The organism is Paenibacillus sp. GP183 (genome assembly GCF_900104695.1).
Taxonomy (GTDB): domain Bacteria; phylum Bacillota; class Bacilli; order Paenibacillales; family NBRC-103111; genus Paenibacillus_AI.
On record NZ_FNSW01000001.1, the window covers coordinates 2,799,560 to 2,813,640 of the forward strand.

Consider the following 14,081-nt stretch of genomic DNA (forward strand, 5'->3'; position numbering starts at 1 on the left):
CTTTTTTGTATTGCTTGATCACTTTCTGGTAGACCCCTTCGCCCCGTGCAACAGCCAACTCATTTAAGAGATCCGGCAAACGCATGTATTTAGCTGGGTAAAAGTTTCTGCAGGCGGCCATACCAAAAGCAGAAGCCAAATACGTTTTTCCCGCGCCAGAAGCGCCCATGATAATGATGTTGTGTTTTTCCTGGATATATCCACCGGTTGCCAAGCGAAGGATCTGCGTTCGATCTAGTTTTCTATCCGCATGATACTCGACATTTTCGATGCAGGCATCACTCTGTTGAAGATCGGCACTTCGAATCAGTGCTGACAAACGGTTGTTCTTCCGTCTAGCCCATTCCATGTCGACGAGGAGCCCAAACCGCTCTTCAAATGGAAGGGCATGAAAAGATGTATCCAGTAGTTGGTTGCGATACGAATCAGCCATAGCTGCCAGATGCATTTCCTGTAGTTTACGCATGGTAGTTTCATCAAGCATGACTATTCCCTCCCATAATAATCTGCGCCTCTGGTAAACCCATGCGAAGCAGAATTAGCGTCCGGCGTTGGTGATTCTTGTGCGTTCATACGATCCTGGCCTGTGGTCAAAATGGTTTTAATGCTTTGGAAATTAGGTCTGGGCGTGTAGGATAATGCCTTGGCACAAGCAGCTTCCAGACGAGCAATGCCATACTTGTCAGCCAGTTTAAGAAGCGCCATACAACTTCTGTATCCTTGTTGTTCGACCTTGTGGGAAGAAAGGATGGCTTGAACGGTGATGGTCGTATGGGAACCGACCGTTTGCGCCCAAGAGATGAATCGGTTGGCGTTCCACTGGATATATTTCTTATGGTTCTCCGGCATATGCGTTTCGACCGTACTGTACTGTCCAGGACGACCGTGAAGCCGCGGATGTGAACATATCCGATGATTGTTAAAGAATACTTCAATGATATTGCGAGTAAGACGAACATCTACTTTATGCTTGATATATTCGTAGGGAGTAGAGTAGTGCATATTCTCCACAGATATATGATAATTAAATTGGACCGTGGCGATTTTCCAGATTGCCAACTCGTAGGGGGCAGCAGGCAGGACTAAAAGCAAGTGTTTTTCTTCGGCAAGAAAAACACTGCGTCTACTCCCTTCTTTCTTTTGGAAGGGTTTGTTATTTAAGGTATCCAGCTTTTCTCGGATGGCTAGATTCAATTCCACTAGACTGAAACATTGTTGTTTGCGTAAAGCAGCAATGATCCACGTTGAAACGACGCCGACGGATCCTTCCACATATCTTTCGGTTTACGAACACGGGCTGGGATGACAGCCGTGCTGTAATGCTCCGCCATTTCATGATACGTCTTGTTGATGACTGGTGAATACCAAGAGGCTTTTTCTACGCCTGTCTTGAGATTGTCCGGGATCAGCATACGTGTGGCTCCGCTGAAAAAGGCATACATATGAACATGTGCAGTGATCCAGCTTTCCTGATTTTGCGATGAAAAAGCCTCCACATAAGCATACTGGCTGTAAGAAAGCACGCCTACAAAAACATACACATTGATCATTTCACCGGAATCTCTATCGATGATTGCTGCCGTTTGTCCCGCCCAGTCCACTTCCAACTGCTCTCCAGGTTTTCGCAGGATACGCATTGTCGCTTTTGTCTTTTGCGTATATAGCTGGTAGTGATGGCAGAACTGAGAATACATGAGTGGGATCTCGTGGCTTGTCCGACATGCTTCACAATATTCGCTCCAAAGCAAACTGAGTGTCACACCGCTTTTGGCCATCTCCTTGTGGATGTATTCATAGTCGGGGTATTTTCTGGACGGGGGTGGAGCTACCTCTGAAAAGAGGAGTTGGCGCATTTCTCCATCGGTCATTTCGTTTTCGGGCGACCACGCAATCCGATTTCTTCTGCTCGTTGTATAATTTTAGAAATGGTGTTGCGCGAGCAGACGCAACTGGCAGCGATGTTACGCTGACTAATCCCTTGGCTATGTAGCCGCAGAATTTCACGGTATGGGGTCATTTGAATGACCTCCTTATGAATGATTTACACTGCTGTGAGACAGTGCATTCGTTCATTCTACAAGGAAGATCGCTTTCTGGCTCTCATCTCCGGAAGGGTGGCTCTATATTACCGGAGAAGTGGCTCTCACTTTCCGGAACAATGGCTCATTTTGCTCCGGAGTATTCAGGCTCGTACTGGATTTATGAATATGAAGGTCCGTTAAGCGAAATGGAAAACGTCAAAGCTTTGCTGTCTTGGAAAGATGAATATGCCCCTTCGAGCAAACCTCAGGTTTGTCTTCTGTGCACGGACTTGAGCCTGGATCTCGTTACGATCCAACGCTATTATCACGTGCGCTGGAACATCGAAACCGGCTATCGTTATTTCAAAGAGTTGCTTGGCTTTGACCAATATCAGTTGCTGTCATTTGAAGGTATTCAGCGGTTTTGGGCGATTCAGTATCTGACGCAGAACTATTTGGAAGCTCAGCGTCAGGACTGGATGAAGAACGACAAGCATCTCACGCTTGGAGATGTGGTGTACCGAATTCGGCAAGCGTATTTCGGGCAGATCATCGTTTATGTGTATCAGCAAGCCTTGGAGAAGAAACCGTTATTCGACATCCTTAAGCATCTCAAAATATCCGCCTGATCTGTCGAATTACCTTCCCTGCTACAGGTGTGTCTATTTTCGGTTATCACGTAGAAAATCGCAACTCTCAAGTTAATTGATTGAGGTCTTCAAGATCACTGACTACTATCCAGTGACATCACTGAGTTTTTTCTTTCTAAATCTCATTTTTGTTGCCATCTGTACTACAATTCCAAGCAAATATTTAAACTGTTCAGTTCTGTAGAATATACCAACATAAATAATGTTAGGAATCAAAAGTGCAATGATTCCTCTAAGACAAAGTGTCAACAAATTAAGTGAATGTATTTGACTACAAACAAAATACGTAAACAATAAAGTTCCAAAGCCAATTACCGTATAATATAAATAAGTTAGAAAATACTCTTTAAGAGGTTTATTAAAAGTGTTCTTATAAACTAAGTAAGGCGCAATCCAAAATGGAACTACAAGCGTACTAATTAATGTTCCAATGAATACTCCTGCGATTCCCAAATATTGAACTAAAATGATAGAAAATATTAGGTTAACCGCTGCTTCTACTAATGGAGCATATCTATCTTGATGAAAAATGCCTGATGTTGTTTTCACCATTGAAATTGAACGTCTCATTCCAGACACATAAAAATTTAGCATTACTACAATTAACACACTTTTTTCCATAATAAAATTATTGCCTAGCCATAAAGTAATAAATGGTTCTATTACAACATATAAAGCTATCGTAAAAAAAGAATATATCCAGAAGTTAAAAAGCATAGTTACTTTAAATACACTGTATACTCTAGCTTCACTTTCTTCTGCTACTAAATTTCCGATGCTATGATTTATATTATCGAAAATTTGATTAATAAAAGTTCTACATAGATTAATAAGCATATAATAATTTGAATATAGTCCAACTGCCGCAACGCTTACGAAACTAGAAATTATTATGTTATCAGTACCAAATACGCAAAAACCACCTATATTATGCATAACCAAAGCTTTAATATTTTTTATGATACTTGCTTTTGTTTCACCGTCTAACTTACCAGTTACTTTATGTTTTAAATAAGGATACATCTTATCAACAATATAAGATAAAATAGTCGATGTAGTGACAGTTATTATAATATCAAGAATGATATATAAGATATAATTATGGGTGTAGTATAAAATTCCAATTTTTATTGAAGTGGATATAACTGATGATATAGAATAGATTCCGGTTGCTATATAGCTTTTTTGCGTTACATTCAATAAAGATATTTTATGTGAAAATAAGTACGAAGAAGCAGTATTAAGTAAAAATAAAAAGTAAATCAGATGAAAGTCTTCAACATTGGTATCTCCGACAAAATATTTGAGAAATGGTATCAACACAATTCCTATAATAAATACAGTTAATCCTATTATCGCATATGCCTTTTTATACAACCTCATAAGCATATTTATTTTTTCAATATTATTCTCTGCTACAGGTTTATACAGAGCATAAATTATGCTTGATCCAATCCCAGCCTCTGCTAAGGCCAACATGCCTAAAACATTTGTAAACAGCCCATTTATCCCCAAATATTCCACACCTAGAGTACCAATAAATACAGTTCTCGAAATAAAACCCAGTATAGTTATTATAAATTGACTACCTATACCTGCCGACACGTTAATTATCGAATTTTTTATCCTCATTTTTTCTCCATAACTCCAAGTTTTGATAGTTTAGGGTTAAACATTGCGAAACTCTCTTTTAAGTATGTTTGAAAATTTAAACTTTACCGCTAAATAATATAAATATTCTTTAACATTGTCACATTTATAAGAAAATCCGATTTCCTTTATACTATCTTTAAACATGTCGAGATTTATTAATCTTAATAGTCCTTGCGTTTTATCAAACTCTGGACTGTTTTTTAAATTGTTCTTCATCATTATAAAAATTGTCTTAATATAATAATCCGCCATATCTTTTCTGTAGCGGTCATTTTTGAATAAATTAAATTTTTCAGACAGGTGTTTTTTAATTTGATATTGTAAATTTAAACTATTCTCTAAATTCTGATTATAAGGTACCCTCATAATACTTTCAGGATTATTCACTGTATAATAATATAAGATATTTGGAATCGCACACACTCTTTCAGATTCTAATAAGAACTCTAGATTGAAAATTGTGTCCTCTGCAAATAACACTTTTTCATTAAACCGCAAGTTTTTTTCTTTGATCAGACATAGATCAAATAGAATCCTCCAAGTAAAACACAAATCATTATTCGAATGTACATTGGAGGAACTTAATACAAAATCTCTTCCATTCATTATCTTGTTTAATTCAAAATTTGGAATCATTTGCTGATTAATTGGAACTGTTTGAAAGCCGCATACCACTGCATTACAATTATTTTCAGCAGCTTGATACAACTGTTGTAAATAATCATTTGATATCTGATCGTCAGAATCAACAAATACTATATACTTACCAGTTGCTGCATCAATTCCTGCGTTTCTCGCACTGCTTAAACCTCCATTCTGCTTATGTATCACCTTGATCTTTAAGTATTGCATCGCATAATCATCAGCAATCTCTCCACATCTGTCTGGTGAGCCGTCATTTACAAGTATTAGTTCAAAATCAGTAAAGGACTGGTTTAGGATACTCTCTAAGCAAGCACTTATCCACTTCTCTACTTTGTACATCGGGACTACTACGCTTATTGAATTAGCCATTCGACTCCCTCACTATGCTCAAATTTTAATTATAATTTCATTTAAATAATTTATATCTTGACTCTCACCAATCCCCTCCCCTGCTCCTGCTTCATTAACATATTTATTCTCAATTTTAGTTTTAGTTTTGGCTTTTCTTAAAAACCATTCATATTCGATATCTAAATGACCAATATCAATCGCTTGATACCCTTCCTTATATAAATCATTGGCTAACACCGTTGCGGTAGGGCCTACAGCCAATAGCAGTAATTTGCACTTATCCATTTTCTTAGTTTCAGTTAAGATTCGGTCATATTCTAAAAAGGCATCTTCTTCTGGAACTAAAATTCTTTGAATCGATTTTGCATTAACAAATAAGTCGTTACCAATACCTAACCGGCTCTTTCTTCCCTCAACTAAAACAATTTCCCTGCCATCCCATATTTTCTTAAGTTGTGTGAACCATTCACTACATCTAGATTTATCCCGATAAGAATAATAGCATCGTGAGATAAATGAATTATAATAAACTTTCTCATGATTTAAGAATTTGTACCATTTTACTCTGAATTTTGCCATATGCAATTTCCAATAGTTTCTTGGCTCATCTTCATAATGGGACAGATCTTTAAATACATCTGGTAAACATACTAAGAAGTTGGGGTCTTCATTCAATAAGATTTCTTTTAATCTCTGTGAGAGAAGACTATTAAATACTTGGAATGAAATGTTTTGGTTATTCATTAACTTAAACTCGCCATCGCCATATCTACCGACAGAAGTTCTGTTCTTTAATATCTCTGCAATGGTATCGTCTATAGACTTAATTTGAGGTGCAGATAGATATAGATTTCTAACACCATCATAAGCAATAATCGTTCTATTCAAGACTAAGGTCTTCAAGTCAAAATAATAATTCCATTTTTTCACTAAAATTCTTTTTACTGCTATGTAAATCATACTTCACCTCATCAATAAAATATCGTTCTTTATAAATAACATAGGTACATTTTAATTCACTCATTAAATTCCATCAGCTCATATTTATTAACAATAATTCACCAATAGCAATAATAAATTGGACACACATGAACCCCTTTAAGACTTCATGCAATCGAATATATAATTTGTAAATTGAGCTGATTTCCTATGCCTACAGATATGTTATCTCTTTATCATCTAATCACCCCTCAAATAACTAAACCAATTTCATTGATCAAGTCCTCATACATTTTCACTTTATTAAGAGATGATATATTTCCATTTCCACCTATCGTGTAACTATGGTCATACACTTTAGCACCATCCATTAATTCGTTGCTTTTTGTGATGTAATTCTCTATGGTTGAAATTATTTTTGCTGGATTGCCGGCTGCTATACTTCCTTCTGGTATAGATTTGGTGACTATGCTCCCAGCTGCAACTATTGAATTTTTCCCAATGGTAACACCAGGCATAATTAATGCTCTTGCGCCAATAAATACGTTATCTTCTATAGTAATACTGCCGATCTTCATATAATTATTTAAGCTTTTGGTACTAGCATCATGAGCCAACAAGTAGGCTTGTGGTGCTATTGTCACATTTATTGCCTATCTTGATCAACCAGCAATGAGAGTAGTCAAAAATGACCCCAGGTTGAATAGAACAGTTATTGACTATACTCATCCCCATCTTGATATAATCTTCTAACCAAATCTCTTCTAATTCTGGCCCTACAAAAACAGATTATCCGTTTTACCATATCTTCTACACAACCTTAGGATTGTTATAGGAATTCATAATTCTAATGCAAAGGCCTTGCGTAAAAGGCAATATATTAAATAACATGGAATATACGCCTATGTCTTTCGTATCGCCTTGAGAAAAATCTACCGCTCCATCTCTTCTTGTTGCTCTCATCAAGTAATGAATAGCTTTATCTGCGCTCTCCAAGCATTTCTCGGAAATCCCCTCGATCTTAGAAGCATTTAACATAAACCAACCTAAAGTAGCTGTAGCTGAAGAGTCTGGTCTACATTCCCCCCTCGTTACCGTCCAGTTCCATGTGCCATGCTCTTGTTGAAATACCATAGCAGATTTTGCGAATTTTTTTACACTTAATTCTAAGACAGGTTTATAGGTATGGCCTTTCGGCAATTCATTCCATGCATCTATAAGACCTATGGCGAACCAACCTAGCCCTCTACCCCATCCATATAACCCAAGAGGCACTTTATTCTCTAATTGATAAGCATGGGTTGGAATATAATGGCCCTCCAACATGCCATACTCTTCATACGCTTTTATTTGCTTTACAGCCAAGTCGACACATTCATCCTTGCTGTAGCGAGTACCATAGGCGACTAAAAAAGGGCAAATAAAACCTATTGTGTCCACATATCGATAGCTTTTCATAAACTTTCTATATTCCACTGTACCGTCATGGCCTAAGTGTTCTTTAATCAAATCCCAGGTATAATCCAACGCAGCTTTATATCGATCTTTATCGATAAAATCCAACTTCATTATTGCGTAAGCCAGTATGGCCGCATCCACATTCTTGGGCTTGTCGTTCCATTGGCCATGACGATCAAACTTCGATTTCATAAACTTCATGATTTCCTGTTTGACTTCTTTATCGTCATTGTTTTTTAAATACTCCGATAATCCTAATAATAACGATGCTTCTTGCCAATGCTGTATGGCGCATTTCGAATAATTTCCTTTAAGCATATCGATGGCAACCAATCTTATATTATCTGTAACTTTAATCTTCGGTGTAGTATTTAACCACTTGACGCCTATGTTGGTAATGGACTTATTCCATGTATGTTTATCCTGATATCTTCCAATATGAATCCTGCTTAACCAATCCTTACTTATAGGGACAATATCGATTAGTAAGACTACTGTCACTATACTCAGCAGCACAAGACTTATTATTTGAATAATCACATCATCTGTCCTTTCTTCTCAAATATTGTATATAATTTATTTATTTCAGACTCTGTTCCTAACTCTTCATTGGATAAATTATTTTTCAAAAGATTTCTCAGCTCTTCGTCGTCTATTAACATTGTAATTCCCTCAAAAATCGATCTGGAGTTCATATCAACAATTATTCCATTTTCATTATGTTTAATTTGATCTTTAGCCGTATTAAAATTCGTTACCACTATAGGCTTCTGAAGGATCTTTGCTTCATCAATGGCTATGGATTTCCCTTCAAATCTGGAGGGCTGAACATAGATATCCGCTTCTTTAATATAGGGATATGGATTTTCTTTAATTCCTAAAAGGATTACAATTCCTTGAAGGTTATTGTCGTCTATCATTTTCTCCAGTTTGCCTCTTTCTTCTCCTTCACCAATGATATACCATTTGACCGGGTAACCATTTTGAACCAGCTCTTTGCATGTTTCAATAGCCAACTCAAAACCCTTTTGATAATTTAACCTTCCCACAGAAACCAACTTGATTACTTTATCCTTCATATTTACCTGTTCAAATGACAATTTGTTTATCGTTGCAGGAGAAACAATATTGTGCATAACTTCTACCTTATGCTGATATATAGGAAATCTGTTTTTTAAGATGTTCCCGCATTCTTCTGATACCGTTACCAAATGATCTAATTTTTCAAAATATTTTTGATCCAAAAGAGGATCCATGCCTAACTTGTCATAATCATTATGTATAAATCCTATTTTTTTATTGGCATTTACCTTGTCTATGCAAAAATAAATCGGATTATTTTCTAGATATCCAACGGCTATATCATACTTTTTATCAATGTTTTTTAAAGATTTCGATATATACTTCCAAACCCTCTGCTCACATCTAACTCTATTTTTTTTACTTTTAAACATATAACCGGCAATTGCCCTTGATAAAGCGATATCTAGCCTTCCTATTTTGAGGCAGTCTAGAACAGCTTTTTTTATAGACATATCGTAGTACTTATACTCGGGTGGTTCTTCCAACAAATGGACCTGTTCCGGGATTTTGCTAAGGAATAATCCTTCATGTTTAAATAGAAACAAATCCACATCATACACCGAATAATCCATGGTTTCTAATAATGAGATGAGTGCTTTTTCGGCCCCACCGCAGCTTAAGTTGTTCATTATAAAGAGTACCTTTTTTCTCATAGCCCTCACCTATTTAGAAGTCCATAAAACTTATCGATTTCTTCTTCAGTTCCTTTTTTTAAACACGCTAAGTTTAAGGTTAACTTTTTCCTTAAATTAGTGTCGTTAATCAACTTCTCAATTCCAACTGCAATAGCATCCGCGTTCATATCAATAATCAGCCCATCCGTCCCGTCATTAATCTGGTCCTTAGCAGTGCTGAAATTCGTGACAAGTATGGGTTTGTTCAAAATTTTCGCCTCATCGATAGCTATCGATTTCCCTTCAAACTTTGAGGTTTGGGCATAAATATCAGCTTGCTTTATATACGGATACGGATTCGACTTCAGACCTAATAATTTAAAGTGGTTATGTAAATGGTATTCTTCAATTAGTTCCATTAGTTTTCCCCTTTCTTCACCGTCCCCTATAATATTCCACTTTATTTTGTAGCCTCGATCTATGAGTTTCTTGCAGGATTCAACAGCCATCTCAAAGCCCTTTTGATAATGTAACCGGCCTATGGAAAGAATGATAATTTCATTATCTTTTTTATCATATACATTGAGATTATCTTGATTGGCCATTTCATTTATCATCGATGGCGATACAATATTATAGATAACTTCCACCTTATTTTTTTGATCAGGGAATCTATTTTCAAGTATATTGGCACACTCTTCCGATACCGTAACTATATGATCCAGCTTTTGAAAATACACTTGATCAAACTGGGAATCCATTCCTAACTGATCGTAATCTATATGCACCCATCCTATCTTTTTAGCTGCGTCTACTTTGTCTATACAAAAATAGGTAGATGTTTTTTCTAAGAAACCAATCGCAACGTCATATTTTTTCTGTATCTTTTCTAACGATTTAGCAATATATTTCCAGCTATACTGTTCTCTTTTAGATGTATTACTGACATTTCTGTTCCTTAAAGAAAACATGATCCTGTTATAGGCTAATAATCCATTTCCTTTTAGCAAGAGTTTCTTTAGTGATTGAAACAACGGTAAAGTAAATAAATGATGAGTTTCTGCTATAGGTAGAAGGTGTACCCCCTTTGGAATAAAATCCATAAACAATCCGCTATGATTTAATAAGAACAAATCCACATTGTATAGATTCAAATCTATCTTACTTAGCAACGTCACCAAACTTTTCTCTCCGCCGCCCGAAGTTAAGTTTGGCATAATAAAAAGTAAATTTGTTTTCATCATATACCTCAATCTTTATTGGACTAGCTTATCTAGATATTCGACTGCTTTGTAGGACATTTGCTTAATATTCGGTATTGCTTGTTGAAGTTTCTGCCTGATTTCCTCCTCTCCTCTAACCATTTCATTAAACTTATTTTTCAATTTGTTACTATCTGATATTTCTTCAATACCAAGTACCAGCTTTTCTTCTCCAAAAATATCCATTGATATGCCTTTGGATTTGATGCTATAACCTAATACCATAGTCGGAACAAAATTGGAGTATGCCGCTATAGTTGCATGGGTTCTAGCTCCAATGAAGAATCTCATTCTGGAGATATATCCTTTGTACTGAGTAGCATTTAAATGATTGGGTAAGAGGATCACTCTGCCTGTGTGTTTAAACTCCTCGTAATAATGATGAAGGACTTCATAATCATTATTGCCACCTTCCATCACATGGGGGGTAAGCGCAATTGACATGTCAGTCGTATCTAAGATATGAGTGATAAGGTCTCTTACCGCTTGTTGAGATTTCGTATTTCTCTTCCATACTAAGGGGCTGAAGTTAAGACCTAATGTGTTACCCTCCAGCCATCCTGTGGGTAGTTCTAATTCTTCTTTCTCCATAGTAAATGCTGAATCTGCACATAATTTAACATTATTAAGCCCTTTGCTTTTGAGCAAATTGAAAGTCAGTGTTTCTCGAGCAAGAATTAAATCAAACAATTTCAAATCTTCCAGTTTTCTTGCAGACATATCTTCAGGACCGACAGAACATCCCCATAAAACTAACTTCTTCCCTTGTGCTTTTACTCTTCTGTTGATCTCATACCAACCAGGTTGCTCTCCGTAACAGTAATTGTCTCCACCTATCGATAAACAAACATCCATATTAGGTATGTGTTTAACAATATTGCTGTGAATTTTGCCAAGCGCATAAGTTTCATCATGAAAGAGCTTCACTTTAACCGAGGAAAGAAACCAATCATAGGAATACTTCTTAATACCGCGGCTAGAACCATCATAGATCCCATCTAATTTCGAAATGATTTTATCCGTTTCAGGCTTTCCTGAAGCTAAATATACCTTGGCACCATTGATTTTCTCTTTAATTAGAGAAGTCGATGAGCGAACGATAGCTTCACAGCCTCTATTCAGGCTACCACCATGAGCAAACATCATAATTTTCATTTAAATTCCTCCATTTCTCACTCTGCTATAAGCAACTGCACAATATAATCCAAGGATGGATTTATTCCGTATCTTGTCTGCAATAAATTTTTCGTATCTGCCTAAAGAATGGTAAATTTCATTATAATAGATGGGCAAAGCCTCTCGAACATATTGATTGCCTATCATATTTTTTACGTAAATGTACCTCTTGCCGAAACTTACCTCTTTGGTTGGAGTGAAATAAAGATGGATATAAGACATCACACTATTTATTAATTTGATCGACTTGAACTGCCGCATTTTTACTCGATCCGTTTTCCCGTCATATACCTCTGGCAACTCCAAATGATAAACTTCTAATGCCCTTTTGAAATAATCCTTTTCTGATAAGTTTCTGGTTGCACTTCCGGTTACTTTCCGATAATGATATCCCGTATAATCGATATATTTCGTTAAGTTAGCGTGGCTAAAGAATTTCATATTAAATATTCCGTCTTCCCCTAAAGCTACCTTGCTTGGAAATTTTATATGGTTTTCTTTTATAACTTCCGTTTTGTAAATTTTGTTCCATGCTGTATTTAAGTTATCTGCCTTAAGAAAGTACGGCAATATTTCCTCTTCTAGGAAATCTTTCTTTAGTACCGTCTCGATCGGAAACGGATATCTGGTAATGACCTTATGACCCTCAAGTTCACTCTCAAAATTAGAAATGACAACATCACAATTGCTTTGTTTTGCAGCGTTATATAATGTTTCATACATTTCATGTTCAATATAATCATCGGCATCAACAAAGCCAATATATTCACCGGCAGCTTCATTTAACCCCACATTTCTTGCAGAGCTGACGCCTTCATTTTCTTGGTTAATCAACTTTATTCTTTGATCTGCCCTCTGGTATTTCTCAATAATTTGCCTGCTATTGTCCTTAGAACCGTCATTAATAAATATAAACTCACACTCTTGCAGCGTCTGACTTAATAGGGACTCCAAACAAGAAGCAATGTATCTCTCAGCATTGTAAACCGGTATGATCACACTTACTTTCTGACTCATTACCCCATCACCCCCCCATTAACAGTTCCAACTTATTCAATTCATAGGTATTGCTGAAATCTTGATCCTTTAAATAGTCTATTAGTGCATTTCTAAATTCATGGCTTCTATATAATCTTTCTATTCCGTCTACTATTCCTACAACACTTAAATCACAAGTAACTCCATCTATGCCATCTTCGATCTGACTGCTTGCTGTCGGATAATTTGTTATTAATATAGGTTTTCCTAAGATCTTCGCTTCTGTAACTGTTACTGCTTTACCCTCATATCTGGATGGCTGAACATATAAATCACATGCTTTTATGTATGGGTATGGATTTGTTTTCTTTCCTAAGAGTAAAAAGCTGTCTTCCAGATTATTTTGTGCGATTAACTCTTTAAGTTCGGATTCAAATCCACCATAGCCTATTATGAACCACTTTATTTCAGTCAGCCCTTTATCATGCAGGATCCTTAATGCTTCAACTGCCATATCAAATCCCTTCACAAAAGATAATCTTCCAACGGATACAATATTAAAAGCTTGATTGTTTGTTACGTTTAATTGAATATAATCTTCGGCCATTTTTTGAATAAACTTAGGGGAAGTTATATTTTCAATCAGAATTATTTTATTTTCCAAAGAAGGATATTTCGTTAAAAATGCCTTCGTGCATGCATCTGAAATGGATGCGATATGATCAAATTCGCTCCAAACATCGAGGTCAAGTTTATTATCAATTTCCAGTTCACTATAATCTGTATGGATCCAGGCGATCTTCTTGTCGGCTGTCACCTTATTTGCTACAATATCATGCGGCCACGCGTAACTGATGGCAATGTCATATTTCTTCTTTTGCCTTGGCAGTACATAGGACGAATACTTTAAAGTAAGCTGCATTTGAATATAACCCGAGCCTTCTTTCAAGTTTCTGAGTCTTGCCTTCACACCCGCTGCAGCTTTGCAAAGAACTCTTATGATCGTTGTTGAGATATGCCCTTCCTTCAAACATTGGAGGAGCGGTTTTCTGAACACGGTATACTTCGGTTTTTGCGGCAAAACGTTAACTTTATCAGGTATTAATCCTAGAAAGTCTCCCGTATGATTGCAGATTAATAAGTCAATTTCATACTTATCGTAATTAAAGCTCTCCAGCATATTGATTAAGCTTCTTTCAATCCCGCCAATTTCCATATCATAAACCGAAATCAAGATCTTGGTTTTCATAT

General features: G+C 36.3%; 14 protein-coding genes and 1 pseudogene. 1 reads left to right on the forward strand and 14 read right to left on the reverse strand.

Features of this window, described 5'->3' with window-relative positions; genetic code table 11:
* Positions 1 to 7 precede the first annotated feature (7 nt).
* From BLV33_RS13800 to BLV33_RS30065, 4 genes and pseudogenes are all read right to left on the reverse strand, one after another.
* Positions 8 to 484 (reverse strand): annotated as a pseudogene (locus tag BLV33_RS13800) (ATP-binding protein); the annotation flags it as partial.
* Positions 485 to 486: 2 nt separating this feature from the next.
* Positions 487 to 1,200, reverse strand: a complete 714-nt coding sequence (locus BLV33_RS30055) for a Mu transposase domain-containing protein (RefSeq protein ID WP_253187065.1) — start codon at positions 1,198 to 1,200, stop codon at positions 487 to 489.
* Positions 1,200 to 1,694, reverse strand: coding sequence for a DDE-type integrase/transposase/recombinase (locus BLV33_RS30060; RefSeq protein ID WP_253187066.1), 495 nt, complete (start codon positions 1,692 to 1,694; stop codon positions 1,200 to 1,202). Before BLV33_RS30060 ends, BLV33_RS30055 begins: the two co-directional genes overlap by 1 nt.
* A gap of 170 nt (positions 1,695 to 1,864) precedes the next feature.
* Positions 1,865 to 2,017, reverse strand: coding sequence for a helix-turn-helix domain-containing protein (locus tag BLV33_RS30065; protein WP_253187068.1), 153 nt, complete (start codon positions 2,015 to 2,017; stop codon positions 1,865 to 1,867).
* 15 nt (positions 2,018 to 2,032) lie between these two features.
* Between BLV33_RS30065 and BLV33_RS13810 the strand changes: the two genes are divergently transcribed.
* Complete coding sequence (locus tag BLV33_RS13810; protein ID WP_139305744.1) at positions 2,033 to 2,650, forward strand: transposase; 618 nt, start codon at positions 2,033 to 2,035, stop codon at positions 2,648 to 2,650.
* Positions 2,651 to 2,755: 105 nt separating this feature from the next.
* On the opposite strand, the gene BLV33_RS13815 is transcribed toward BLV33_RS13810, so the two are convergent.
* From BLV33_RS13815 to BLV33_RS13860, 10 genes are all read right to left on the reverse strand, one after another.
* Positions 2,756 to 4,303 (reverse strand): lipopolysaccharide biosynthesis protein, encoded by a 1,548-nt coding sequence (locus tag BLV33_RS13815; protein WP_090792481.1) that lies wholly within the window; start codon positions 4,301 to 4,303, stop codon positions 2,756 to 2,758.
* A 36-nt stretch (positions 4,304 to 4,339) separates the two neighbouring features.
* Entirely contained in the window at positions 4,340 to 5,338 is a 999-nt protein-coding gene (locus BLV33_RS13820; protein ID WP_090792484.1) for a glycosyltransferase, read from the reverse strand.
* A gap of 18 nt (positions 5,339 to 5,356) precedes the next feature.
* Complete coding sequence (locus BLV33_RS13825) at positions 5,357 to 6,280, reverse strand: SP_1767 family glycosyltransferase (protein WP_090792489.1); 924 nt, start codon at positions 6,278 to 6,280, stop codon at positions 5,357 to 5,359.
* Positions 6,281 to 6,510: 230 nt separating this feature from the next.
* The gene (locus tag BLV33_RS13830) at positions 6,511 to 6,903 is read right to left on the reverse strand and encodes an acyltransferase (RefSeq protein WP_253187069.1); all 393 of its coding nucleotides are present in this window, start codon (positions 6,901 to 6,903) and stop codon (positions 6,511 to 6,513) included.
* A 166-nt stretch (positions 6,904 to 7,069) separates the two neighbouring features.
* Positions 7,070 to 8,257, reverse strand: coding sequence for a glycoside hydrolase family 88 protein (locus BLV33_RS13835; protein WP_090792492.1), 1,188 nt, complete (start codon positions 8,255 to 8,257; stop codon positions 7,070 to 7,072).
* Positions 8,254 to 9,453: a glycosyltransferase gene (locus BLV33_RS13840; RefSeq protein WP_090792496.1), complete on the reverse strand. Its 1,200-nt coding sequence runs from the start codon at positions 9,451 to 9,453 to the stop codon at positions 8,254 to 8,256. Before BLV33_RS13840 ends, BLV33_RS13835 begins: the two co-directional genes overlap by 4 nt.
* Before the next feature lie 5 nt (positions 9,454 to 9,458).
* Positions 9,459 to 10,655 (reverse strand): glycosyltransferase, encoded by a 1,197-nt coding sequence (locus BLV33_RS13845; RefSeq protein WP_090792500.1) that lies wholly within the window; start codon positions 10,653 to 10,655, stop codon positions 9,459 to 9,461.
* A 15-nt stretch (positions 10,656 to 10,670) separates the two neighbouring features.
* The gene (locus BLV33_RS13850) at positions 10,671 to 11,831 is read right to left on the reverse strand and encodes a polysaccharide pyruvyl transferase family protein (protein WP_090792503.1); all 1,161 of its coding nucleotides are present in this window, start codon (positions 11,829 to 11,831) and stop codon (positions 10,671 to 10,673) included.
* Positions 11,832 to 12,869, reverse strand: coding sequence for a glycosyltransferase (locus BLV33_RS13855; RefSeq protein ID WP_090792506.1), 1,038 nt, complete (start codon positions 12,867 to 12,869; stop codon positions 11,832 to 11,834).
* A 7-nt stretch (positions 12,870 to 12,876) separates the two neighbouring features.
* Positions 12,877 to 14,079 carry a glycosyltransferase gene (locus BLV33_RS13860; protein WP_090792510.1) on the reverse strand — a complete coding sequence of 401 codons (1,203 nt, stop codon included), beginning with the start codon at positions 14,077 to 14,079 and terminating at the stop codon, positions 12,877 to 12,879.
* Positions 14,080 to 14,081 lie beyond the last annotated feature (2 nt).

Bases quoted from the DNA above. Each gene is read 5' to 3' on its own strand.
- BLV33_RS13845 (WP_090792500.1), bottom strand. From the start codon at position 10,655: ATGAAAACAAATTTACTTTTTATTATGCCAAACTTAACTTCGGGCGGC.
- BLV33_RS13855 (WP_090792506.1), bottom strand. From the start codon at position 12,869: ATGAGTCAGAAAGTAAGTGTGATCATACCGGTTTACAATGCTGAGAGA.
- BLV33_RS13840 (WP_090792496.1), bottom strand. From the start codon at position 9,453: ATGAGAAAAAAGGTACTCTTTATAATGAACAACTTAAGCTGCGGTGGG.
- BLV33_RS13810 (WP_139305744.1), top strand. From the start codon at position 2,033: ATGAATGATTTACACTGCTGTGAGACAGTGCATTCGTTCATTCTACAA.
- BLV33_RS30065 (WP_253187068.1), bottom strand. From the start codon at position 2,017: ATGACCCCATACCGTGAAATTCTGCGGCTACATAGCCAAGGGATTAGT.
- BLV33_RS13850 (WP_090792503.1), bottom strand. From the start codon at position 11,831: ATGAAAATTATGATGTTTGCTCATGGTGGTAGCCTGAATAGAGGCTGT.
- BLV33_RS13820 (WP_090792484.1), bottom strand. From the start codon at position 5,338: ATGGCTAATTCAATAAGCGTAGTAGTCCCGATGTACAAAGTAGAGAAG.
- BLV33_RS30060 (WP_253187066.1), bottom strand. From the start codon at position 1,694: ATGTATTCTCAGTTCTGCCATCACTACCAGCTATATACGCAAAAGACA.
- BLV33_RS13860 (WP_090792510.1), bottom strand. From the start codon at position 14,079: ATGAAAACCAAGATCTTGATTTCGGTTTATGATATGGAAATTGGCGGG.
- BLV33_RS13825 (WP_090792489.1), bottom strand. From the start codon at position 6,280: ATGATTTACATAGCAGTAAAAAGAATTTTAGTGAAAAAATGGAATTAT.
- BLV33_RS13815 (WP_090792481.1), bottom strand. From the start codon at position 4,303: ATGAGGATAAAAAATTCGATAATTAACGTGTCGGCAGGTATAGGTAGT.